Annotated in this window: 24 protein-coding genes; 23 read left to right on the top strand and 1 reads right to left on the bottom strand. The window is 31.0% G+C overall.

Features of this window, described 5'->3' with window-relative positions; genetic code table 11:
- Positions 1-48: 48 nt before the first annotated feature.
- The 21 genes from FMG_RS03045 (at position 49) to FMG_RS03145 (ending at position 20,554) form a co-directional block, all read left to right on the top strand.
- Complete coding sequence (locus FMG_RS03045; RefSeq protein ID WP_012290478.1) at positions 49-1,176, top strand: cysteine desulfurase family protein; 1,128 nt, start codon at positions 49-51, stop codon at positions 1,174-1,176.
- Positions 1,177-2,352, top strand: coding sequence for a tRNA uracil 4-sulfurtransferase ThiI (gene thiI, locus FMG_RS03050; RefSeq protein ID WP_002839266.1), 1,176 nt, complete (start codon positions 1,177-1,179; stop codon positions 2,350-2,352). It begins immediately after the preceding gene.
- A gap of 8 nt (positions 2,353-2,360) precedes the next feature.
- The gene (locus FMG_RS03055; RefSeq protein ID WP_012290479.1) at positions 2,361-2,915 is read left to right on the top strand and encodes a LemA family protein; all 555 of its coding nucleotides are present in this window, start codon (positions 2,361-2,363) and stop codon (positions 2,913-2,915) included.
- Between the two features lie 12 nt (positions 2,916-2,927).
- On the top strand, positions 2,928-3,767 hold the full coding sequence (locus tag FMG_RS03060) for a TPM domain-containing protein (protein ID WP_012290480.1): 840 nt from the start codon (positions 2,928-2,930) through the stop codon (positions 3,765-3,767).
- 142 nt (positions 3,768-3,909) lie between these two features.
- A complete protein-coding gene (locus FMG_RS03065; RefSeq protein ID WP_012290481.1) occupies positions 3,910-4,449 on the top strand; it encodes a helix-turn-helix domain-containing protein in 540 nt (179 codons plus the stop codon).
- 12 nt (positions 4,450-4,461) lie between these two features.
- On the top strand, positions 4,462-5,508 hold the full coding sequence (gene potA / locus FMG_RS03070) for a spermidine/putrescine ABC transporter ATP-binding protein (RefSeq protein ID WP_002838108.1): 1,047 nt from the start codon (positions 4,462-4,464) through the stop codon (positions 5,506-5,508).
- Entirely contained in the window at positions 5,498-6,307 is an 810-nt protein-coding gene (locus FMG_RS03075; protein ID WP_012290482.1) for an ABC transporter permease, read from the top strand. The genes potA and FMG_RS03075 overlap by 11 nt, the downstream gene beginning before the upstream one ends.
- Before the next feature lies 1 nt (position 6,308).
- On the top strand, positions 6,309-7,082 hold the full coding sequence (locus FMG_RS03080) for an ABC transporter permease (RefSeq protein WP_002838250.1): 774 nt from the start codon (positions 6,309-6,311) through the stop codon (positions 7,080-7,082).
- 1 nt (position 7,083) lies between these two features.
- Positions 7,084-8,109: an ABC transporter substrate-binding protein gene (locus FMG_RS03085; protein WP_012290483.1), complete on the top strand. Its 1,026-nt coding sequence runs from the start codon at positions 7,084-7,086 to the stop codon at positions 8,107-8,109.
- A gap of 103 nt (positions 8,110-8,212) precedes the next feature.
- A complete protein-coding gene (locus FMG_RS03090) occupies positions 8,213-9,046 on the top strand; it encodes an undecaprenyl-diphosphate phosphatase (RefSeq protein WP_002841520.1) in 834 nt (277 codons plus the stop codon).
- Between the two features lie 128 nt (positions 9,047-9,174).
- The gene (locus FMG_RS03095; RefSeq protein ID WP_041250593.1) at positions 9,175-11,349 is read left to right on the top strand and encodes an ATP-dependent helicase; all 2,175 of its coding nucleotides are present in this window, start codon (positions 9,175-9,177) and stop codon (positions 11,347-11,349) included.
- Positions 11,349-13,337 (top strand): NAD-dependent DNA ligase LigA, encoded by a 1,989-nt coding sequence (ligA, locus tag FMG_RS03100; protein WP_012290485.1) that lies wholly within the window; start codon positions 11,349-11,351, stop codon positions 13,335-13,337. Before FMG_RS03095 ends, ligA begins: the two co-directional genes overlap by 1 nt.
- A gap of 50 nt (positions 13,338-13,387) precedes the next feature.
- Positions 13,388-13,669, top strand: a complete 282-nt coding sequence (gene gatC / locus FMG_RS03105) for an Asp-tRNA(Asn)/Glu-tRNA(Gln) amidotransferase subunit GatC (RefSeq protein WP_002839337.1) — start codon at positions 13,388-13,390, stop codon at positions 13,667-13,669.
- Entirely contained in the window at positions 13,669-15,060 is a 1,392-nt protein-coding gene (gatA, locus tag FMG_RS03110; RefSeq protein WP_002839402.1) for an Asp-tRNA(Asn)/Glu-tRNA(Gln) amidotransferase subunit GatA, read from the top strand. Before gatC ends, gatA begins: the two co-directional genes overlap by 1 nt.
- 1 nt (position 15,061) lies before the next feature.
- A complete protein-coding gene (gene gatB, locus FMG_RS03115) occupies positions 15,062-16,483 on the top strand; it encodes an Asp-tRNA(Asn)/Glu-tRNA(Gln) amidotransferase subunit GatB (RefSeq protein ID WP_002838180.1) in 1,422 nt (473 codons plus the stop codon).
- On the top strand, positions 16,483-17,085 hold the full coding sequence (gene rdgB / locus FMG_RS03120) for an RdgB/HAM1 family non-canonical purine NTP pyrophosphatase (protein WP_012290486.1): 603 nt from the start codon (positions 16,483-16,485) through the stop codon (positions 17,083-17,085). Before gatB ends, rdgB begins: the two co-directional genes overlap by 1 nt.
- A complete protein-coding gene (locus FMG_RS03125; RefSeq protein WP_012290487.1) occupies positions 17,066-17,530 on the top strand; it encodes a metallophosphoesterase family protein in 465 nt (154 codons plus the stop codon). The genes rdgB and FMG_RS03125 overlap by 20 nt, the downstream gene beginning before the upstream one ends.
- A complete protein-coding gene (locus FMG_RS03130; RefSeq protein ID WP_002839362.1) occupies positions 17,527-18,330 on the top strand; it encodes a bifunctional 5,10-methylenetetrahydrofolate dehydrogenase/5,10-methenyltetrahydrofolate cyclohydrolase in 804 nt (267 codons plus the stop codon). The genes FMG_RS03125 and FMG_RS03130 overlap by 4 nt, the downstream gene beginning before the upstream one ends.
- A gap of 80 nt (positions 18,331-18,410) precedes the next feature.
- Complete coding sequence (locus tag FMG_RS03135; RefSeq protein ID WP_227930524.1) at positions 18,411-19,004, top strand: NTP transferase domain-containing protein; 594 nt, start codon at positions 18,411-18,413, stop codon at positions 19,002-19,004.
- Positions 18,982-19,794, top strand: a complete 813-nt coding sequence (gene yqeB / locus FMG_RS03140) for a selenium-dependent molybdenum cofactor biosynthesis protein YqeB (protein WP_012290488.1) — start codon at positions 18,982-18,984, stop codon at positions 19,792-19,794. The genes FMG_RS03135 and yqeB overlap by 23 nt, the downstream gene beginning before the upstream one ends.
- Positions 19,784-20,554 carry an XdhC family protein gene (locus FMG_RS03145; RefSeq protein WP_012290489.1) on the top strand — a complete coding sequence of 257 codons (771 nt, stop codon included), beginning with the start codon at positions 19,784-19,786 and terminating at the stop codon, positions 20,552-20,554. The genes yqeB and FMG_RS03145 overlap by 11 nt, the downstream gene beginning before the upstream one ends.
- 25 nt (positions 20,555-20,579) lie before the next feature.
- Here FMG_RS03145 and FMG_RS03150 read toward each other — a convergent pair whose 3' ends face one another.
- Positions 20,580-20,999, bottom strand: a complete 420-nt coding sequence (locus tag FMG_RS03150; protein WP_012290490.1) for a Fur family transcriptional regulator — start codon at positions 20,997-20,999, stop codon at positions 20,580-20,582.
- A gap of 165 nt (positions 21,000-21,164) precedes the next feature.
- On the opposite strand from FMG_RS03150, the gene FMG_RS03155 reads away from it, so the two are divergent.
- Positions 21,165-22,358, top strand: a complete 1,194-nt coding sequence (locus tag FMG_RS03155) for a DegT/DnrJ/EryC1/StrS family aminotransferase (protein ID WP_012290491.1) — start codon at positions 21,165-21,167, stop codon at positions 22,356-22,358.
- A 1-nt stretch (position 22,359) separates the two neighbouring features.
- Positions 22,360-22,992, top strand: a complete 633-nt coding sequence (locus tag FMG_RS03160; protein WP_012290492.1) for a sugar transferase — start codon at positions 22,360-22,362, stop codon at positions 22,990-22,992.
- The last annotated feature ends 4 nt before the right edge of the window (positions 22,993-22,996 follow it).

Below are 22,996 nucleotides of genomic sequence, written 5' to 3' on the forward strand. Positions count from 1 at the left end.
TACATGTTATAATATTAATATGATTTAAAATAGGAATGAAGGGATATAATGATATATTTAGATAATGCTGCAACTACGAAAGTATCTGAAAATGCAGTAAAAGAAATGGTTAATGCAATGACTGTTGATTTTGGTAATCCTTCCAGCTTGTACGATTTTGGAATGAAGGCTGAAAAACTTGTTACGGATTCAAGAAATTCAATTGCAAACTTATTAAATGTTAAGCCAGAAAATGTGTTTTTTACATCTTGTGGGACTGAAGGTAATAACATTTCAATAAACGGAAGTGTTACAAATGATAAAAAAGAAGAATTTATAACTACAAGTATTGAACATTCTTCTGTGTTTAAGACTTATAATAAATTGAAGGAAAATAGAACTGTTCATTTTGTAAATGTAGGTGATGATTTTAAAGTTGATGATATTATTGATTTGATAAATGACAAGACTCGTTTAGTTTCAGTTATGCATGTCAATAATGAAACAGGAAAAATTCTACCAATTACAGAATTGGGAAAGAAAATCAAAGAAAAAAATCCTAATACTTTGTTCCACGTAGATGGTATTCAAGGTTTTGGCAAAATTAAATTGAATCTAAATGAAGCTAAGGTTGATTTCTACACAATTAGCGGTCACAAGATTCACGCTCCAAAAGGAATTGGTGCGATTTTCATTAGAAATCCTGAAAGAGTAAAGCCTATTATAACAGGAGGATCACAAGAATTTGGGATTTCACCAGGAACAGAAAATGTTGCAGGGATTGTGGCTTTGAAATGCGCGAGTGAAGAAGTTTTTTCAAAAATTGATGAAACTTACGACAGATTATACAAGATGAAATCATATTTGATGGATGAATTATCCAATATTGATGGTGTGTATTTTAATTCCAAATTGGAAGGATACAGTCCATACATTACAAATGTGTGTTTTAATTACATTAAGAGCGAAGTGTTGCTACACTATTTGGAACAAGATGGAATTTATATTTCTACAGGAAGTGCATGTAATGGTTCCAAAAAATCAAGAATTATTCAAAGCATCAATACACCAGATGAATTTTCAGATGGATGTATAAGAATTTCATTTACAGATGACACACCTGAAGATGTTTTGGATGTATTTGTTGAGAAATTAAAGCTTAGATTAGAAGATATTAGAGATATTATGAGGAGATAAATGTTAGATTGGTATATATCTGTTAGTTTTGGTGAACTAACATTAAAAGGAAAGAACAGACACACTTTTGAAAAGCGTGCGATAAGTAAAATATTGGATGCGATTTCTGATTATAAAATCGAAGAATATTATCAAGAGCAAGGAAAATTATACATCAAAGCCGATGTAAATGATTTTGATGAAATTATAGATCATATTAAGAAAGTTTTTGGAATAGTGTACATTAGTCCTTGCGTTAAATGTGAAAAAACGGTTGAAAGTATGCAAGACGGGGTATTAAAGATAATAGAAGGTAAAATTATCAAAGATAAACTTCAAACTTTCAAAGTTGATGTTCATAGAGTTGACAAGAGATTCGAACCTAAATCGCCTGAGTTAAATCCACTTTTAGGTGGCACTATATTAAAAAAATATGGAAATTACGTTAAGGTTGACATCAAGAATCCTGATTTTTTCATTTATGTAGACATTAAGGATAATTGTTATGTTTACACTGATAGAATAAAAGGATGGGGAGGACTTCCAATTGGAAGTTCCGGAAGAGGTTTGTTGTTATTATCTGGTGGTATAGACAGTCCGGTAGCTGCTTTTTTGATGGCGAAAAGAGGAGTGCGTGTAGATTGTTTGCATTTCCACAGTTATCCATTCACAAGTCAAAGAGGATTTGAGAAGGTTAAGCAGTTAGCAGAAGAAGTTTCATATTACACTGGCAATATTAACTTTTATTCTGTGAATTTGCTTCCTGTTTACAAAGCTATCACTAAAAACTGCAAAGAAAGAATGATGACTATTATTTCTAGAAGATTCATGATGAGAATTGCAGAAAGAATTGCGAATGAAAACAAAATAGACGCTTTGATTACAGGAGAAAGTTTGGGACAAGTTGCAAGCCAAACTATTCAAGGTGTTTCAGTTATTAATGAAGTTACAAGTCTTCCTATTTTAAGGCCTTTAATTGCAAGTGATAAAACAGAAATCATAGAAATTGCAAGGGAAATTGGAACGTATGAAACATCGATTTTGCCTTTTGAAGATTGTTGCACGGTGTTTACACCGAAAAGACCAGTCACTAAACCAAGAATTTACGATGTCAAAAGAGAAGAAGAAAATTTAGATATTGAAGCCTTGGTTCAAGAGTGTATTGATAATATGGAATTGATTAAGATTAGACAATAGGAGGAAATATGAAAAAAGCAGGAGTTATTATAGGTATTATTGTAGTATTAGCATTATTGTTAATACCACAATACAATGGATTAGTTCAGTCAAAAGAAAATGTGAATGAGGCTTATGCACAAGTTCAAAATGTTGTTCAAAGGAGAGCGGATTTAATTCCAAACTTGGTTAACACAGCAAAAGGATTTGCAAAACACGAAGAAGATGTGTTCATCAAAGTTTCTGAAGCTAGAAGCGGCGTAAAGAATGCAAAAGATCCACAAGAATTAGCAAAAGCAAATGATGAGTTGACAAATGCATTAAATGGAATGAATGTTGTTGTCGAAAGATATCCAGAATTAAAATCAGATACACATTTCACACAACTTATGGATGAATTAGCAGGCTCTGAAAATAGAATAGCTACAGAAAGAAAGAATTATAACACAGTTGTAAAAACATACAATCAAAAAGTTAAGAGATTCCCAACAGTAATATTTGCTAGATTAATGGGATTCAGTTCTGAAAAATACTTTGAAGCTGATGCTTCAGCACAAAAAGCACCACAAGTTAATTTTGAATAGGACAAATAAATAATGAGAAAGCAATGTAGATGGATATTCTCATTTGTTTTAGCTTTTTTATTAATTTTTAATGTAAATGCTTTTGCCCAAGATTTACCGAAATCACCGGATACTTTTTATCTTGATGAGATGGGTGTTATTAGCCAGGAAGTTAAAGATAAAATAGTTAAGACGAATGTAGAACTTGAGCAAAAAACAGGCTCACAAGTGCTTGTCGTGACAATAAAAGATTTAAAAGGAAGAGATCCTGTTGATTATGGCGTTGATTTGTTTAACAAATGGAAAATCGGAGATGCCACTAAGAAAAACGGTGTTCTGATTTTATTATCACAAGATTTAAATGAACCTAAGGGTCGTAATCGTCACATCAATATCATAACAGGTTATGGAATTGAAGGAAGACTTAACGACGGTAAAGTTGGTAGAATTATCGATGAATATATGCTAGATGATTTAAAAGACGGAAATTATTCTAACGCTTTACAAGAAGGATTCAATGCGGTTGTCAGTGAAGTCGCTGCTGAATATAACGTAGAATTAAATGGCGACTTTGACAAATATCAAGAAAATTTAAGTAGAAATACACAGCCACCACTTTTTAATACTATATTAAGAATAATAATATTTCTTATTATTTTGTATTTTATTTCTAGGAATAATCGTAGAAATCGTCGATACGGAGGTAGAAGACGAGGTGGCACAATATTCTTCCCGGGTTTTGGTGGAGGATTCGATGACGATGACTTCGGTGGATTCGGCGGAGGATTTGGAGGAGGTTCTTCTGGAGGCTGGGGAGGATTCTCTGGCGGAGGAGGCTCATCCGGAGGTGGAGGAGCTGGAAGAAGCTTTTAATTAGATTTATGAAATACTCTCAATTAATTTTGGGAGTATTTTTTAGTGAAAATTCAGTAAAATATTTTTAACATTTTGTTTAATTTTGTGTGTCTTTATGTTATAATACTTTTGGTTTAATATTTTAAGTAAGGAGATAATAATGGAAATAGGAGATAAAATAAGATCTTTAAGATTAAAACTTGGTTTGACCCAAGAAGAATTGGCAGAAAGATCGGATTTAACAAAAGGTTTTATATCCCAATTAGAAAGAGATTTGACAAGTCCTTCTGTGGATTCACTTAATTACGTGTTGAATGCTTTGGGAACTGATATGGCTACTTTTTTTGCAGATGATCTTTCTGTAAAAGAAATTTTCACAAAAGAAGATTATCAATCTAGCGAAGATGTTAGCATGAAATCTTCTATTACATGGCTTGTTCCAAAATCTCAGGTAAACACTATGGAGCCTGTTCTTATTACACTTAAGGGCAAGGGAGAAACTAAAGAGTACAATCCTTTTGAAGGTGAAGAGTTTGGATATGTTTTGGAAGGAAGTTGTAACATTTATCTTGACAATGAAAAATATAAATTAAAAAAGGGTGATTGTTTTTACACAAAGTGCAATAAAACTAGAATGTTAGAAAATAATGGCACAAAAATCTGCGAGGTGATATGGGTTATGTCACCACCAAATTTTTAGGGGGAATATTTCATGGATAATATCATTGAATTAATCGGTATTAATAAGTCTTTTGAAGATGAACACATTTTAAAAGATTTGAATCTTTACATTAGAAATAAGGAGTTTTTGACATTATTGGGACCATCAGGTTGCGGTAAAACTACAACGTTGAGATTGATTGCTGGATTTGAAACTCCAGATACGGGCAAAATCATGTTTGAAGGAAAAGACATCAGTAATATTGCACCTTATAAGAGAAATGTGAACACGGTTTTTCAAAAATACGCTTTATTTCCTAATATGAATGTATTCGAAAATATCGCTTTTGGTTTGAGAATCAAAAAAATGAATGAAAAATTAATCAGAGAAAAAGTAACAGAAGTTTTGAAGCTTGTGAATTTATCCGGTTTTGAAAAAAGAAAGATAAATAACTTGAGTGGAGGTCAACAACAAAGAATTGCTATAGCAAGAGCGTTGGTCAATGAACCAAGCGTTTTGTTGTTGGATGAACCATTGGGCGCTTTGGATTTGAAGTTGAGAAAAGGAATGCAAAACGAACTCAAAAATATTCAAGAAAGAATCGGCATTACTTTTGTTTATGTAACTCATGATCAAGAAGAAGCTTTGACTATGAGTGATACTATCGTTGTTATGGAAAATGGAATTATTCAACAAATTGGAACTCCAGAAGATATTTACAACGAACCTAAGAATGAGTTTGTAGCTAAATTTATCGGCGAAAGCAACATAATCGATGGGGTGTTTTTAGAAGATTGCATGGTGGAATTTTCTAATCATAAATGGAAGTGCGTTGATAAAGGATTTGCAAAAAATGAAAATGTCCAAGTTGTTATAAGGCCCGAAGATGTGGAGATAGTTGCCCCAGAAAAAGGACAAATCAAAGGTACAGTTATAAGCGACAGATTCAAAGGAATTCACTATGAAATGTTTGTAGATACTGGTGATTTCAAGTATAAGGCTCAATCAACAATTAATAAACCTCAAGGAAGTATGGTAGGAATTAACATTGATCCAGATAATATTCATATAATGAAGAGGTGCGACGATGAAGCTTAAGAAATTATCGATTCCTTACGCTATTTGGATATTATTTTTCATTGTATTTCCATTGTTTCTTATTGTTTATTATTCAGTTACAACTGGATCATTGAGAGATTTTTCCAATCCACAATTTTCACTTGAATATTTTTACAGATTTTTTACATCGAAATATGTAAAAGTTCTTTTGAACTCTATTAGATTAGCATTTATAAGTACAGTAATTTGTTTGTTGATTGGATATCCGACAGCTTATTTTATCAGTAAAGTAGACAAAAAATACAAGGCTGTATTGATGCTTATGATAGTTATTCCGATGTGGATGAACTTTTTATTGAGAACTTATGCATGGATTATTTTAACTGGTAAAAACGGAATAATTAACAGTGTGTTAATTCATTTTGGTTTTTCTCCCATTAAAATGCTATACACTGAAGGAGCTATTTTAATGGGGATGGTTTACAATTTCCTACCTTTCATGATACTTCCTATTTTCTCAATTTTGGATAAATCAGATTATTCATTAGTAGAAGCAAGCTATGATTTGGGAGCATCTAGGTTACAAACTTTTTTACGAGTTGTATTTCCAATGAGTTTACCAGGGGTAATTACAGGAATTACTATGGTATTTATTCCAGCGATTTCTACATTCGAAATATCGGCATTGCTTGGTGGAAACAAATACAATTTGATAGGAAATATAATTGAGCATCAATTTAGGATAGCTGGAAATTGGCATTACGGTAGTGCAATTTCTGTAGTACTTATAATTATGATTTTAATTTCATTAGCTTTTACGAATGAGAAGGGAGAATAAAATGAAAGAATTTTTCAAGAAATTTTATTTAGCATTGGTATTTTTATTCCTTTACGGACCAATTGCTGTTTTGATGGTATTTTCATTTAACGATTCTCGTTTGAAAGGAAGCTGGGTTGGATTTACTTTCAAATGGTACAAGGAATTATTGCACAATGAAGAAATCTTGTCATCATTTAAAACGACTATTTTGATTGCCATACTAGCAACAATAATCGCTACAATTTTGGGAACGATAGCTGCAATAGGAATTTATTATTTAAGAGGATACAAAAAATCTTTGCTTTTAAATATGAATTATCTTCCGGTTTTAAATCCTGATATCGTGACAGCGGTTGGCCTAATGGTAATATTTAACTTGATGAATTTTCCATTTGGATTTTTTACAATGTTGTTGTCACATATAACATTTACAACACCTTATGTAATACTTGCTGTGTTGCCGAAATTAGCACAAATGAATAAATTTTTGCCAGAGGCTGCGATGGATATGGGAGCAACTCCATTCTACACTTTGAGAAAAGTTGTATTGCCAGAAATTAAAACAGGAGTTTTTTCGGGAAGTTTGTTGGCATTTACACTTAGCATAGATGATTTTGTAATCAGTTTCTTCACGACAGGTCACGGCGTATCAAATCTTTCAGTTACAGTGTACTCTATGGCGAAAAAAGGTGTTAATCCAGCAATTAATGCTTTAAGCACAATTATGTTTTTGGTAATGGTTATTCTATTGTTGATTCTTCACAAGAGAACAAATCTATTGGAGGAGTTATAATATGAAGAAAATTTTATTATTTTTATTAACTATATTGGTTTTGACTTCTTGCTCCAAGGATGAATCGAATGTCTTGTATGTGTACAATTGGGGAGAGTACATTGAACCAGCTTTACTAGATAAGTTTGAAAAAGAAACGGGAATTAAAGTAATCTATGATACTTTTGAGCAAAACGAAGATATGTATATGAAAGTAAAAGAAGGAGGCAGCAATTACGATGTTGTTGTTCCTTCTGATTACATGGCTGAAAAAATGATTAAGCAAGGGATGCTTGAAAAAATTGATTATAGTAAAATTCCAAACTTCAAATACATCGATCAAAGATTTAAAAATTTAGATTATGATCCTAAAAATGAATATACAGTTCCATATATGTGGGGAACTGTTGGAATTCTTTACAATAAAAACAAAGTAAAAGAAAAAGTCGACAGCTGGAATATTTTGTGGGATGAAAAGTACAAGGACAACATCATAATGATGAACTCCACAAGAGATACTCTAGGAGTAGCATTGAAAAGATTAGGATATTCGATGAATTCAAGAAATGAGGCTGAGTTAGAGAAAGCAAAACAGTCATTAATAAAACAAAAAGATTTGGTACTTGCTTATCTTGTAGATGAAACTAAAACTCAAATGGTCAATGAAGAAGCAGATCTCGCAGTAATGTATTCAGGGGATGCAATTGTTTCTAAAGGGGAAAATGAAAATTTGGAATATGTAATTCCAAAAGAAGGATCAAATTTGTGGTTTGATACATTGGCTATTTTGAAAAACGCAAAAAATAAGGAAAACGCCGAAAAATTTATCAATTTTATGACAAATCCTGAAAATGCAAAATTAAATGCAGAATACATTGGTTATTCTCTTCCATCTACTCAAGCAAGAAAACTTTTGGATAAAGAAATCCAAGAAGATAAAACAGCTTATCCTGATTTATCAAAGCATAAAAACATGGAAATATTCAAGGATCCATCAGATTTTGTAGAAAAATACGATGATATATGGGCTGATATAAAAGCAAATTAATTTGAAAAAGTGCAAGAGATTTTCTTTTGTACTTTTTTAGTTTGAGATTGAATAATAGACGAAATTTTCATATAATATGATTAGTTAAGAAATTGGAGGAAATATGTTTATAGAAATATTAAAAGTTATTCTTTTGGGAATTATTGAAGGAGTAACAGAGTGGTTGCCAGTTAGCTCAACTGGTCATATTTTATTACTGGACGAATTTATCAAATTGAACATGTCAGATGCTTTCAAATCTATGTTTACGGTTGTAATTCAATTGGGGGCAATCTTGGCGGTTGTTGTAATTTATTGGAACAAAGTGTGGCCATTTAAAAAAGGTCAAAGTCATTTGATATCAATTAGTAAAAGTAAAATGATAATGTGGGCAAAAATAATTGTAGCGTGTATTCCAGCAGCTATTATAGGAATTAAATTCGATGATTATATTGAAGAACATTTTTATAATTATTTTGTAATTTCATTAGCATTAATAATTTTCGGTATTCTTTTTATTATTATTGAAAACAGAAACAAAGAATCACACAAAAAACTTGTCGATAGTATCGATAAAATTACTTACAAGCAAGCTTTTATCGTAGGACTATTTCAAGTGATAGCAGCAGTATTTCCAGGAACATCACGTTCAGGAGCTACGATTTTGGGAGGTATTGCTATAGGATTATCCAGGACTATTGCAGCTGAATTTACATTTTTCTTGGCAATTCCAACAATGTTTGGTGCAAGCTTACTAAAACTTGTAAAATTTGGATTTAGTTTTACTGCAATGGAAGCATTCGTGTTATTATTAGGAACTGCAGTAAGCTTTGTTGTATCTGTAATTACAATTAAATTCTTAATGAATTACATCAAAAACAATGATTTCAAAGTGTTTGGTTATTACAGAATAGCTCTTGGTGTTTTGGTTCTAATTTATTTCGGACTAATCAGATAGTTGTGATATAATAGAGTCGTGGAGTGATTGTAATTAATCCAAGAAGAACATTAGAAAACATATACGAATATATATTTAAAAAATAAGTTGTAGCGACTTATTTTTTTATTGATACATAAGGAGTTATGATGAATTTAGATAATTTAAATGATAGACAGAGAGAAGCCGTCGAAAATACAGATGGTCCTATGTTGATATTGGCAGGAGCTGGAAGTGGTAAAACAAAAGTGTTGACCACTAAAATAGCTTATTGTTTGGAGAAAGGATTGTGTTCAAAATACGAAATTTTGGCAATTACTTTTACAAACAAAGCTGCCAAAGAAATGAAAGAAAGGGTCGAAAATATTCTGCAAGAAAACGTCGATAGTATGTGGATAGGAACTTTCCATGCTATTTGTTCTAGAATTTTGAGAGTAGAAATAGAAAGAATTGGATTCGAAAGAAACTTCACCGTTTACGACAGAGCAGATCAAATATCTCTTGTAAAAGAATGTTTGAAGGATATGGGTGTTGATCCTAAAAATGTAGAAATCAAAAACGAAATCAATACAATTTCTAGATTGAAAAACGCAGGTGCTACGGAAAAAAATATTGACAAAGAAGATTTTGATATAAGTTTAAGCACTTTTACGATGGAATTATTTCAAAAATACGAGCACAAATTAAAAAGGTACAATTCGTTGGACTTTGATGATTTGATCGTGAAAACAAATTTATTGTTCGAGGAAAATCCAGACTTGAGAGAAAAATATTCTGACAGATTTAAGTATGTATTTGTCGATGAATACCAAGACACTAACGATACACAATACAAGCTAATCAAGAATTTGGTTTCAAAAAACGATAATATTTGTTGCGTGGGAGATTCTGACCAATCAATTTACGGTTGGAGAGGAGCAAACATTCAAAACATTCAAAATTTTGAAAAAGATTTTAAGAATGCTAAGGTTATTTTGTTGGAACAAAATTATCGTTCAACACAACCTATTTTGGACTTGGCAAACACTGTGATTAAAAACAATTCACTTAGAAAAGATAAAAATCTGTGGACTGCAAAAAACGAAGGGGATATGCCAATTTATAGGAGAATGTATTCCGATATAGATGAGGCAGACCAAGTTGTTCAATGGATTGAACAAGAAAGATACCGAGAAAATCCATACGAAGAAATGGCAATTTTGTACAGAACCAATGCACAATCTAGACTTTTCGAAGAAAGATTAAATAGACTTGGAATTCCAAATAGAGTTGTAGGTGGATTGAAATTCTACGATAGAAAAGAAATCAAAGACTGCGTTAGTTATCTTAGAATCGTTGAAAATTTGAACGATAACATGGCATTAAATAGAATTATCAATGAACCAAAAAGAGGGATTGGTAAAACAACAATGGATAAGTTGTTGCAATGTTCTCAAAACAGATCAATTAGCATGATGCAATACATCATAGATACAGATCTTCCTGATTTTTCAAATGCTACAGCGAAAAAGCTTCAAGAGTTTTATTATTTAATCAAAAGCTTTCCAAAAGATCAAATGAATGTTGCAGAACTTATGGAATATATTTTGGATAAAACAGGATACAGAGCTAATCTAGAAAAATCAACTAATAGAGATGATAAAACGAGGTTGGAAAATATTGATGAATATGTTTCATCACTATATCAATTTGTTCAAGATAATCCAGATAAAAACTTGAGAGAATATTTGGAAACTTCTTCATTAATGACTGATTTGGATAAAACTGATGATAATACAAAAGGTGTATCAATGATGACAATCCACGCTGCAAAAGGCTTGGAGTTTGATGTTGTATTTTTTACAGGACTTGAGGAAGGGACTATTCCATCTAGAGTTGATGAAGATGTAGAAGAAGAAAGAAGATTGTGCTACGTTGCAATCACTAGAGCAAGAAAGAAATTGTACATAACAAGTGTGCAATCGAGAAGAAGATTTAATGAATTTCAAACAAAAGCTGAATCGAGGTTTATAGAGGAAATGGAAAATAAATACAAGGACGAATCTCCTAATAAAGAGGTTAGTTTTAGAGAATCGTTCAACACAAAAGTAGTTGATGATTACAGAACAGAAGCATCTGCTTCAATCACTAAAAAACAAAATAATGTTACTAAAAATAACGAAAAATATAGAGCTGGAGACAAAGTTTCACATAAAAAGTTTGGAACTGGTGTAATCGTTGGAATTGTAGAAAAAGAAAATGGAGATGAATTGACAATTAATTTTGACAAGAAAGGGTTGAAGAAACTAAATTCTTCATTGGCACCACTAACAAGGGTTGAATAATGGAAAAACAAGATAGAATAAAATATTTAGTAGACATACTAAATAAATACGCTTACCATTATTACACTTTGGATGATCCATTGATTGCGGATTCAGAGTACGATGTTTTGTATGATGAGCTTGTAAATCTAGAAAAAGAAACTGGAATTGTTCTACCAAATTCTCCTACAAATAGAATAGGTGGAGAAGTTTTATCAGGGTTTGAAAAGCATGAGCATTTGAATACTTTGTACAGTTTAGGAAAAGCGCAAAGCAAAGAAGAAGTTAGAAATTGGGTAGATAAAACCATTGAGTTTGTACAAAATTACAATGAAAATCACGTAAACAAATTACCGAAAGTTGAATTTTATGTAGAATTTAAGTTTGACGGATTGACAGTGAACTTAACTTATGATGGTGGATATTTGGTTATGGCTACAACAAGAGGAAACGGTACTATTGGAGAAGTTATTACAAGTCAAGTAAAAACTATTAATTCAATTCCATTGAAAATAAAAGATACAAGATTAATGGAAATTCAAGGTGAAGGAGTCATGCCACTTTCTTCATTAGAAAACTACAATAAAACTCATGAACCAAAACTAAAAAATGCAAGAAATGCTGCAGCGGGAGCCCTTAGAAACTTAGATCCAGCTGTTACTAGAGAGAGAAATTTGGATGCTTATTTCTATAATGTAAATTATTTACAAGATAACGAGCTTGAAACTCAAGAAGAAATGATTAAGTTTTTGGGAGATAATTATTTTAAATTGTATCCATACGAAAAACACGCTACATCATTTGAAGAAGTTTCAAAATTTATTGACGAGATTTTTGAATTGAGAAATGAAATTGACGTGTTGACAGATGGTGTGGTAATTAAAGTTAATGATTTTAAAACAAGAGAAAAATTAGGATACACTAATAAATTTCCAAGATGGGCAATAGCTTACAAATTTGAACCTGAAAGATTTACAACAATTGTAAAAGAAGTAGAATGGAATGTTGGAAGAACTGGAAAAGTGACTCCGACAGCTTTGCTGGAGCCTGTAGAGATTGGAAATGTAACTGTAAAAAGGGCTACTCTGAATAATATTGACGATATTGAAAGAAAACAAGTGAGATTAAATTCAGAAGTTTTTGTTAGAAGGTCAAACGATGTAATTCCAGAAATAATGGGAGTTGTAAACCCTGACCAAGAAGATACGGAAGAAATTGAAATTCCGCATTACTGTCCGTATTGCCACAGTGAATTATTCAGAGATGGAGTTCATATCTTCTGCCCAAATTCTATGAGTTGTACTCCGCAATTGGTTAAGAGAATGGTTCATTTTGCAAGCAGAAATGCGATGAATATAGATGGATTGAGTGAAAAAACATTGGAAGTTTTGCTAGAAAAACTTAATATAAAATCAATTGAAGAAATCTACGATGTAAAAAAAGAACAGTTGATGCAATTAGATGGTTTTAAAGAAAAGAAGAGCCAAAATCTTATAAATGCAATTGAAAAAAGTAAAAATGTGGATTTAGCTAATTTTATTTTTGCACTTGGAATTCCTGAAATTGGAGAGAAAACAAGCTTTGAATTGGCACAAAAATATAAAAGCTTTGATAATTTAAGAGAGGCGAAGTTTGAAGAATTAATTCAAATCGAAGATATAGGAAATGTTATAGCAGAAGAAATCGTAGAATTTTTCCATGACGAAACTATTTCTAATTCTATCGATTCACTTCTATCAAAAGGAATTAAAATCAAAAATCCTGAAAATATTGAAAAGAAATTGGATAATTTAACTTTTGTGTTGACGGGAAGCTTAGTAAATTATTCTAGAAAAGAACTTACAGATAAGTTATCAAATTTGGGAGCAAAAGTTTCATCATCTGTATCCAAAAACACTGATTACGTTGTATATGGTGAAAAAGCAGGATCCAAACTTACAAAAGCGAAGGATTTAGGTGTAAAATTAATGACAGAAGATGAATTAAATTCGTTCTTGGACAACTTATAAATTTAATTTATTTATGATAAAATTTAATCATGAATTAAAAAGGAGTTAGTATGATTAATCGCGATGAAGTAGTAAAAATCTATGATTTGGCTAACCTTGAGTTAACTGAAAATGTGGATGATTTATATGAAAAATACAATACTGTATTGGATTTTGCAAGTATGATTATGGAATGTGATACTGAAGGAGTAGAATACCTAGAATTCTTGCCACAATATCACAGCATACTTAGAGAAGATACACCAAAAGAATCAATTCCAAGAGATGTTGCGTTGAAGAATGCAAAATCTCGTGAGTATGGTTATTTTAAATTGAAGAAAGTGGTGGAATAATGATAGAAAATCTTAGAAACAAATTTGTAGAAAATCCTGAAAGTTTAAGGGACTACTACAATGATTTGGATAAATTAATAGAATCAAAAAAAGATTTGAATGTGTTCATAACTTACGACAAATCATTCGTCGATGAACAAATTGAAAAACTAATTGAAAAAGCAAAAAACAACGAAAATTTGGGAAAAATGTTCGGCGTTGCAGTTAGTGTTAAGGACAACATCAATGTAAAAGATTTGAAGATGACTTGTGGATCAAAAATGTTAGAGGATTATGTTTCAATTTATGATGCCACTGTAATCAAAAAATTAAAAGAAGAAGACTGCGTTATAGTTGGAAAAGTTAATATGGATGAATTTGCGATGGGATCTTCTTCAGAAACAAGTTATTTTGGCCCTACAAAAAATCCAGTAGACACAAAATTAATCCCAGGTGGTTCTTCATCAGGTTCAGCTGCCAGTATCAAAGCTGAAATGGCTGTTGTAAGTTTAGGAACTGATACAGGTGGATCTAGTAGACAACCGGCATCTTGTTGTAATGTTGTTGGTTTTATGCCAACGTATGGTTCAATTTCAAGATTCGGTGTTCAATCAATGGCAAATACATTGGATGAAGTTGGTATATTATCAAATTCTGTTGAAGACATAATGGATACTTACAATGTAATTGCAGGCCACGATGACAATGATATGACCACAATACAATCTGAAGTAAATGTTAAAAAGAAAGATTATGACTTCAAAGGCAAAAAAATTGCCGTTGTTGATTTGAAAAAATATAGCAATGATGAGACAGTTATCAAAGAATACAAAGAAATATTAGAAATTCTAAAAAATATGGGAGCAGATTTAGTTGAAATCGACTTCGAATATTTAAAATACGCAAATGCTTTATACAACGTAATCGTAACGAGTGAAGTATCATCTAATATGTCAAGATTTGATGGAATTAGATATGGATATTTGACAGATGATTATGAAAATACGAGAGATTTATTTGTTAAAGTTAGAAGTGAAGGATTTGGAGAAGAAGTTAAGAGAAGAATTGCTATGGGAACTTTTTATCTAGCAAGTTCCAACGACCAAAAAGTTTACAAACAAGGTTTAAAAGTTAGAAATCTGCTTTCACAAGAATTCAAAAATATCTTTAAAGAATTTGATTTAATCGCCACACCTACAATGACAAGCTTACCTTATGAATTAGACAGCAGAAAAGACGATCCATTGGCTGTGTATGATTCTGGTATTTTTAATGTAATTGTAAACTTGAGTGGATTGTGTGCTATTTCAATTCCTTACAAATCAGGAATATCTACTAGTTTGCAACTAATTGCAAATAGTCACGACGAAGAAAATTTATTGAATGCAGCTTTAGCGTTTGAAAGGAGATAGCATGAACTTAAAAACACTTATAGGATTGGAAATTCACGTAGAACTATCAACTAAAACTAAAATGTTTTGTGGTTGTAAGAATGAGTTTGGACAAATCCCAAATACAAATGTCTGCCCAATTTGTTTAGGTCATCCAGGAGCACTTCCTCACATGAACAAACAAGCTTTAAGATATGCTATAATGGCTGGACTTGCTTTTGATTGTGACATTGCTAATGAATTTAAGATGGACAGGAAAAAATACTTCTATCCAGATTTAGTTAAAGGATATCAAATCACACAAGAAGATCAACCACTTTGTACAAATGGATATATCGAATTAAAAACCTCAACTAAAAATAAAAAAGTTAGAATTAGAAGAATCCACATAGAAGAAGATACTGGTAAATCAATCCACAACGAAAGTGGAAATACTCTAATGGATTATAACAGGGCGGGAGTTCCACTAATTGAAATAGTTAGTGAACCAGACATGAGCAATCCTGATGAAGCGAGAGAATTCTTAGAAACTTTAAGAGAAAGAATTAAATATTTGGAAATATCAGATGTTAAGATGAGTGAAGGATCATTAAGATGTGATGTTAACATCAATGTTTACGATGAAGATTCTGATTTTAAAACTAAAATTTCTGAAATCAAAAACTTAAACTCATTCAAATCAGTTTCAAAAGCTTTAATTTACGAACAAGAAAGACATATGCAACTAGCTAAGGAAAACAAAATTGGCGAAAAAGAAACTAGAAGATGGGATGAAGATACTCAAACTACAATAGTTATGAGACACAAAGAAGAAGGAAATGATTATAGATTTTCAGTTGAAGGCGATATTCCTAAAACTTATGTAGAACAATCTTATATCGAAGAAATCAAAAAGAATTTACCAGAACTTCCAGAAATGCGTAAAGAAAGATTCATGAACGAATACAAGATTGATGAATACGACGCTGATATTTTAACAAGAAATGGATACTTAGCAGACTACTACGAAAAAGTTGTTGAAATTTCAAATGATCCTGTTCAATCTTCAAATTGGTTATTGGGAGATGTTCTTCGTCAAGTAAACGAAAATGAAATTGAAATTGAAGAAATGAATATGTCTGCTGAAAATTTGGCAAAATTGATTAAACTTTCTTCAGCTAAAAAGATAAATAATCAAACTGCAAAGAAAGTTTTGAGAGAAATGTTCAACGAAAACTTTGATCCAGAAGTTTACGTCAAAGAAAAAGGATTATTACAAGTTGATGACGATAATCTTTTACAACAAATTGTAGATGAAGTTGTAGCTGAAAATCCAGAATCTATCGAAAGTATCAGAAATGGTAAAGATCGTGCAATAGGATTCTTAGTTGGACAATGCATGAAAAAGTCAAAAGGTAAAGGAAATCCACAAAAATTCAACGAATTAATAAAAGAGAAAATCTAATGAAGAAAATATATTTATCTACAGGAAACAAAGGAAAAGTTTCTGAAATAAAAGAAATACTTTCTGATTTAACATATGATGTGTATTCTAAATCTGAATTGGGTATAAATGAAGATGCAGTGGAAGATGCAGAAACTTTAGAAGAAAATTCGCTTATCAAAGCTAAATTTCTAAAAAAATACACAGATGATATTGTAATGAGTGATGACACTGGGCTTTTCGTAAATTCTTTGGATGGAAGACCTGGAGTATACTCTGCGAGATTTGCAGGAGATGAATGTGACGATAGTAAAAATCGTAAAAAACTTTTATCTGAATTGAAAGATAAAGAAGATAGAAGTGCTTATTTTGAAACTGTGATTACAATCATAGATTTAAATAATGAAATTCATCAAGCAAAAGGCAGAGTGGATGGCAAGATTTTACTTGAAGAATGTGGAGAACATGGTTTCGGATATGATAGTATATTCATGCCAGATGGCTACGATAAAAGTTTTGCACAAATGGAAGATTGTGAGAAAAACAAGATTAGTCACAGAAAAAGAGCTTTAGAAAATGCCAAAATCATCTTGAAAGGTTTAAATGAAAGTAGCAATAATTAGTGATACACATAATAAAATAGCAAAAGTTTATGACTATTTATTTGATAAAGAAATTGACATCATCGTTCACTTAGGAGATGTGTGCGATGATGCAATTTTACTTGAAGATTTATTAAAAAAAGAAGTCATTTATGTAAAAGGAAATAACGATTTTTATGTCGTTGGCGGTGAATATGATAAGGTTATCAGGATTTCTGATAAAAATATTTTCATAACACATGGCCACAAATACAATGTATCTTCTGGAGTGAAAAGATTAGTTGAAAAAAGTAAATCATTAAATTGTCAAATGTGTTTGTATGGACATACGCACAGGTATTTTAATGAAAAAATTGATGGCGTTTGGGTTATTAATCCAGGCTCTGTAACTTATCCAAGAGATGGACAAGCTGGATTTGTAATATACGATACAAATAATGAAAAAATAGAAAGGATACTTTTATGAACGTATTAGACATTAAAGAACTTAGAGAAGATTTAGGTAAAAGAATTATCGATGGTGTTGAAAAATTAGGCAGAGAAGTTAAAGTTGCAACTGTAAGAGTCGGCGAAAACGCAGGAGATATTTCTTACGAAAAAGCTGTAAAAAACAACTGTGCTAAGTTGAATATTACTTGTGATCAAATAGTTTTAGAAGAAGGAGAAAATGAAAAATTAATCCAAACTATCAAAGAACTAAATGAAACACACGATGGTATATTGATGTTTAGACCATTAAAAGATAAAAACTTGGAAAAAGAAATTCAATATATAATTGCACCAGAAAAAGACATTGATGCAATGGGAATGGTTAACTTAGGAAAAGTTTTGGCAGCAGAAGAAGACGCATATTATCCAGCTACAGCAAGAGCTGTTGTAGAAATCGTAAAATACTATAACTTTGACGTTAAAAATGTGGTAATCGTAAACAGATCATTAGTTTTAGGTAAGCCACTTTTCAATATGCTTATAAAAGAAAACAAGACTGTTACAATGTGCCACTCTAGAACAGAAGATATCAAATCATTTACTAAAAATGCTGATTTGGTTGTTACTGCAGTTGGAAAAGCTAAAATGTTTGACGATTCTTACTTTACTAAGGATTCATATGTAGTAGATGTTGGAGTTAGCTTGGATGAAAATGGCAAATTATCAGGCGATGTTAATCCAGAAGTTGACGTAAAAGTATTGGCAAATAGCGTTGGTAAAATCACAACAAGAGTATTGTTGTTGCAAATGGTTGAAGGCGCTTTGAATAGACAATAGTTTTAATTAATAAGACCTCTTTATCATAATCGATAAAGGGGTTTTTGATTGCAATAAATTAAAAGTGTATAATATATTAGGTGATAATTTTGAAAATAGGCGCAGTAATAATGGCGAGTGGTTTGTCCAAGAGAATGAAAACAGACAAATTAATGCTAAAATATAATGACAAATTTATTTTTGAATATATTATTGATTTGGTGGTAAAATCAAACTTTTACGATAGAATTGTAATAACAAATAATTCTACGATAATAGAATATTGTAAAAATATAGGTATTAAAGCGATTAACAATCCAAACAATGAAATCGGACAAAGTGAATCAATCAAATTGGGAGTCAAATATTTTAATGAGATGGATGGTATCTGTTTTCTTGTTTCTGATCAGCCATTTTTAACAGATTTTTCAATAGAAAAATTAATAACTTCATTTGAAAAAGGTAAAATTTCTCAACTAAGGTTTGCAAATAGAATTGGAAATCCTGTTATTTTTTCAAATAAATTTTTCAATGAATTATCATCACTAAAAAACGACGAGAAAGGTTCAATAGTCAAAAATAATAATTTAAATCATGTAAAATATGTAGACGCTTTATATGAAAGAGAACTCATGGATATAGATACAAATGATGATTACGAAAGGATATTAAATGCAGAAAATTTGTTTGATTAGAGGCGCAGGTGATATAGCTACAGGTACAATTCAAAAACTTGTTCATGCTGGGTTCAAATGCGTTGTGACAGAAGTTTCAAATCCAAGTAGTATCAGAAGGAAAGTATCACTTTCAGAGGCAATTTACGATAAAAAAGCAACTGTTGAAGATATAGAAGCTATTTTGTGCGAAAACTTGGATGAAATTGATAAATACTTAGAACTTTACAATCCAGTTGTTATAGTGGATCCAAAACTTACGATTTTAAATAAGAAGAGATTTGATGTCGTAGTGGATGCGATATTAGCGAAGAAAAATACTGGATTGAAAAAAGAAATGGCAGATATTACTATAGCTTTGGGCCCTGGTTTTGAAGCTGGCGTTGATTGTGATATTGTGATTGAAACAATGAGAGGTCATGATTTGGCAAGAATTATAGAACAAGGATTTGCCAAGAAAAACACAAAAATTCCAGGTGTTATAGAAGGCTTTTCAACTAAAAGAGTAATATACTCTGATTTTGAAGGAAAATTTACTAGTATCAAAAAGATTTCAGATATTGTTAGAAAAGGAGAAATCATAGCAAAAGTTGAAAAAAATGATATAAGAGCGACTTTAGATGGCGTTATACGAGGTATGATACGAGATAATTTTGATGTTACAAAAGGGCTTAAAATAATCGATATTGATCCACGATATGAAGAAGTGAAGAATTGCTTTACAATTAGTGATAAAGCTAGAGCGATTGGTGGAGCTGTTTTAGAAGCGATAATGATGTTAGAAAACAGGAGAGAAAAGGATGCAAAATGATGTTTTGTTAGAAATGTATAAGTCTTTGGAAGATGGATATAAGTGTATGATGGTGACTTTATTTAAAAATAAAGGCTCAGTTCCAGGAAAACAAGGAAATATTATGGCTGTTCGTGAAGACGGAAAAACTTTTGGAACTGTTGGCGGAGGAGCTATTGAATACCAAGTAATCAAAGATTCTATTGAAAATTTAAAAAAAGATAATGACTTTGAGTTTGATTATGTACTTAATGAAGGCGAGAAGGTTAGTATGAGTTGTGGTGGAAGAGCTAGTGGATTTGGTAAAGTGTTTTTTCCTAAACCTACATTGATTATTTTTGGAGCGGGACATTGTTCTCAAAAACTAGCGAGAATTGCAACTTTAACAAATTTTGAAGTAGTAGTTGTAGATGATAGAGATGAATTTATTTACAATGAAGATTTTTCTAATATAAAGAAATTTATCAATAAAGAAATTGAAGATTCTATTGATGATTTGAGATTTACACCTGATACTTTTATTATAGCCGCCACAAGAGATCATAAGCACGACGAAGAAGTTGCTTTTAATATTTTGAATAAACCACATAAATATTTCGGGATGCTTGGTTCAAGAAAAAAAGCGAATACATTAAAACAAAATTTGATAGATAGAAATGTGGACAAGAAATTAGTCGACAGCATAAATGTTCCGGTAGGTCTTGATATTGACGATGGATCCGTGGAAGAGATTGCTATTTCAATAATGTCTCAAATTCTTAAAGTTAAAAACAATAAATAAAGCATGACTTTTAAGTCATGCTTTTTTACTTGGTTTCATTTTTCTTTTGACAATCTGGACAAATTCCTCTGAATTCAAGGTTGTGAGAATCTATTTTGAATCCTGTTTTATCCTCCAAATCCATTTCAATTTTTTCGACTGGACAGTGATCTATTGGAATGATTTTGCCGCAAGATTCGCAGATTATGCTGTGTTTATGTTTCTTGCCCTTTAATCTGTAATAAGAAATACCATCAATTTCACAAACGACTTCAACTATTTCTTTGCTTTTTAAAATTTTTAAATTTCTGTAGATTGTAGATAAATTAGAATTTTCTTTTTTCTTAAAAATTTCATACAAATCTTCTGCAGAAATTGGATCTTCTTCTTTTTCTAAAATCGATATTATAAGTTTTCTTGCTTTTGTGATTTTTAAACCATTTTTTAATAAGACTTCGTTTTTCATATTATCACCTATAATTATTATATCATTTATTATGAAATATTTTAAAAGTGTTTAAAATTAGAAATAAAAAGAATACTACAATTTGTCAACTTTTTCGTCATTTATATCTAAAAATTAGCAAATTAGTGGTATAATATATAGTTAGTGAAATAAGGAGAGTTGTTTATGAACATTTTATTTTCACCACCTGATATTTCTGATAAAGAAATTGAAGAAGTGGTAGACGCATTAAAATCTGGTTGGATTACAACTGGACCAAAAACTAAACTATTAGAAAAAAAATTACAAGAATATACACAATCAAAAAAAACTTGTTGCTTTAATTCAGCAACGGCTGCATTGGAATGTGCGCTTCGAATTTTGGGTGTAAATGGCAAGAAGGATGAATGTATTACTTCGGCTTACACTTATACTGCAAGTTGTTCAGTTATTGATCATTTGGATGCTACGATTAAATTGGTAGACGTTCAGAAAGATTCCTACTTTATGGATTATGATAAATTATATGATTCCATAAATGAAAATACTAAGGCTATTATTCCAGTTGATATCGCAGGAGTTCCTGTTGATTACGATAAAATTTACGAAATTATTGAAGCTAAGAAATCTATATTCAGACCTTCAAACGAAATTCAAGAATCATTGGGAAGAGTAGCTTTGATTTCAGATAGCGCTCATGCGTTAGGCTCAACTTATAAAGGCAAAAAAATTGGATCATTCCAAGATATTGCATCTTTTTCATTCCATGCTGTTAAAAACTTTACTACAGCTGAAGGTGGAATGCTATCGATAAATATTGGCGATGTAGATAAGATTTACAATGATTTACAATTATACTCACTACATGGACAAAACAAAGATGCATTAGCCAAAACAAAATTAGGTGCATGGGAATATGACATTAAAGGTCTTTATTACAAATACAATATGCCTGATATATTAGCAGCAATTGGGCTTGCACAATTAGAAAGATATGATGATTTATTAGCTAGAAGAAAAGAAATAATCAAAATGTATAACGATGGCTTTGATAATACTTCTATTAGTTATTTGAATCATTTTGGAAAAGATTATACAAGTAACGGTCATTTGTATTTAACAAGAGTCGAAGGTATTGATGAAGCAACTCGTAACGATATAATTGTCAAGATGGCAGAAAAAGGTATTGCTACGAATGTTCACTACAAACCAATTGCAATGATGACAGGATACAAGAATTTGGGATTTGATATAAAAGATTATCCTAATACTTTTGAACAATACAAAAATGAAATAACATTACCACTTCACACATTATTATCAGATGATGAAGTAGCATATGTTATCGAAACTTACAAGGATATAGTTAGTGGTAAATAATATGGACAATCGAGTAGATGAAATCCTTAAAAATAGCAAATTTAATCTTTTCATCAAAAGATTATTTGATATTTTGGCATCTTTATTTGGAATATTGGTTATGGCAATCCCAATGATTATAATTTCCATAGCTATCAAACTAGATTCTAAAGGGCCTGTTTTTTTCAAACAAAAAAGAGTTAAGAAAAATAATAAAGACTTTACGATTTTGAAATTTAGAACGATGGTTGTGGATGCACCAAAATTGGGAATGGCAATAACGGTTGGAGACGATCCTAGAATAACTAAAGTAGGAAAGTTTTTGAGAAAAACTAAATTAGATGAGTTTCCACAATTATTCAATGTATTAATCGGTGATATGAGCTTTGTTGGTCCGAGACCAGAAGTGAGAAAATACGTCGACTTGTATTCCGATTCGGACAGAGATATTTTGAAAATCAGGCCAGGAATAACAGACCTAGCTAGTATAAAATACAGAGATGAATCTGAAATTTTGGACAAATCTGACAATCCTGAAAAGACATACGTTGAAGAAATTATGCCTAATAAAATCGAATTAAACAAACAATACATTGAAAATATTAATTTAATTAATGATATAAAAATAATTCTTCAAACATTGAAGATTTTATAAATTA

The organism is Finegoldia magna ATCC 29328, assembly GCF_000010185.1.
GTDB classification, from domain to species: Bacteria; Bacillota; Clostridia; order Tissierellales; family Peptoniphilaceae; genus Finegoldia; species Finegoldia magna_H.

Coding starts and splice junctions, on each gene's coding strand:
- FMG_RS03055 (WP_012290479.1), top strand. CDS start 2,361: ATGAAAAAAGCAGGAGTTATTATAGGTATTATTGTAGTATTAGCATTA.
- FMG_RS03130 (WP_002839362.1), top strand. CDS start 17,527: ATGAACGTATTAGACATTAAAGAACTTAGAGAAGATTTAGGTAAAAGA.
- FMG_RS03075 (WP_012290482.1), top strand. CDS start 5,498: ATGAAGCTTAAGAAATTATCGATTCCTTACGCTATTTGGATATTATTT.
- yqeB (WP_012290488.1), top strand. CDS start 18,982: ATGCAGAAAATTTGTTTGATTAGAGGCGCAGGTGATATAGCTACAGGT.
- gatC (WP_002839337.1), top strand. CDS start 13,388: ATGATTAATCGCGATGAAGTAGTAAAAATCTATGATTTGGCTAACCTT.
- ligA (WP_012290485.1), top strand. CDS start 11,349: ATGGAAAAACAAGATAGAATAAAATATTTAGTAGACATACTAAATAAA.
- potA (WP_002838108.1), top strand. CDS start 4,462: ATGGATAATATCATTGAATTAATCGGTATTAATAAGTCTTTTGAAGAT.
- FMG_RS03155 (WP_012290491.1), top strand. CDS start 21,165: ATGAACATTTTATTTTCACCACCTGATATTTCTGATAAAGAAATTGAA.
- FMG_RS03060 (WP_012290480.1), top strand. CDS start 2,928: ATGAGAAAGCAATGTAGATGGATATTCTCATTTGTTTTAGCTTTTTTA.
- FMG_RS03045 (WP_012290478.1), top strand. CDS start 49: ATGATATATTTAGATAATGCTGCAACTACGAAAGTATCTGAAAATGCA.
- FMG_RS03090 (WP_002841520.1), top strand. CDS start 8,213: ATGTTTATAGAAATATTAAAAGTTATTCTTTTGGGAATTATTGAAGGA.
- FMG_RS03065 (WP_012290481.1), top strand. CDS start 3,910: ATGGAAATAGGAGATAAAATAAGATCTTTAAGATTAAAACTTGGTTTG.
- gatB (WP_002838180.1), top strand. CDS start 15,062: ATGAACTTAAAAACACTTATAGGATTGGAAATTCACGTAGAACTATCA.
- FMG_RS03085 (WP_012290483.1), top strand. CDS start 7,084: ATGAAGAAAATTTTATTATTTTTATTAACTATATTGGTTTTGACTTCT.
- FMG_RS03160 (WP_012290492.1), top strand. CDS start 22,360: ATGGACAATCGAGTAGATGAAATCCTTAAAAATAGCAAATTTAATCTT.
- FMG_RS03145 (WP_012290489.1), top strand. CDS start 19,784: ATGCAAAATGATGTTTTGTTAGAAATGTATAAGTCTTTGGAAGATGGA.
- rdgB (WP_012290486.1), top strand. CDS start 16,483: ATGAAGAAAATATATTTATCTACAGGAAACAAAGGAAAAGTTTCTGAA.
- FMG_RS03125 (WP_012290487.1), top strand. CDS start 17,066: ATGAAAGTAGCAATAATTAGTGATACACATAATAAAATAGCAAAAGTT.
- FMG_RS03080 (WP_002838250.1), top strand. CDS start 6,309: ATGAAAGAATTTTTCAAGAAATTTTATTTAGCATTGGTATTTTTATTC.
- gatA (WP_002839402.1), top strand. CDS start 13,669: ATGATAGAAAATCTTAGAAACAAATTTGTAGAAAATCCTGAAAGTTTA.
- FMG_RS03095 (WP_041250593.1), top strand. CDS start 9,175: ATGAATTTAGATAATTTAAATGATAGACAGAGAGAAGCCGTCGAAAAT.
- FMG_RS03150 (WP_012290490.1), bottom strand. CDS start 20,999: ATGAAAAACGAAGTCTTATTAAAAAATGGTTTAAAAATCACAAAAGCA.
- thiI (WP_002839266.1), top strand. CDS start 1,177: ATGTTAGATTGGTATATATCTGTTAGTTTTGGTGAACTAACATTAAAA.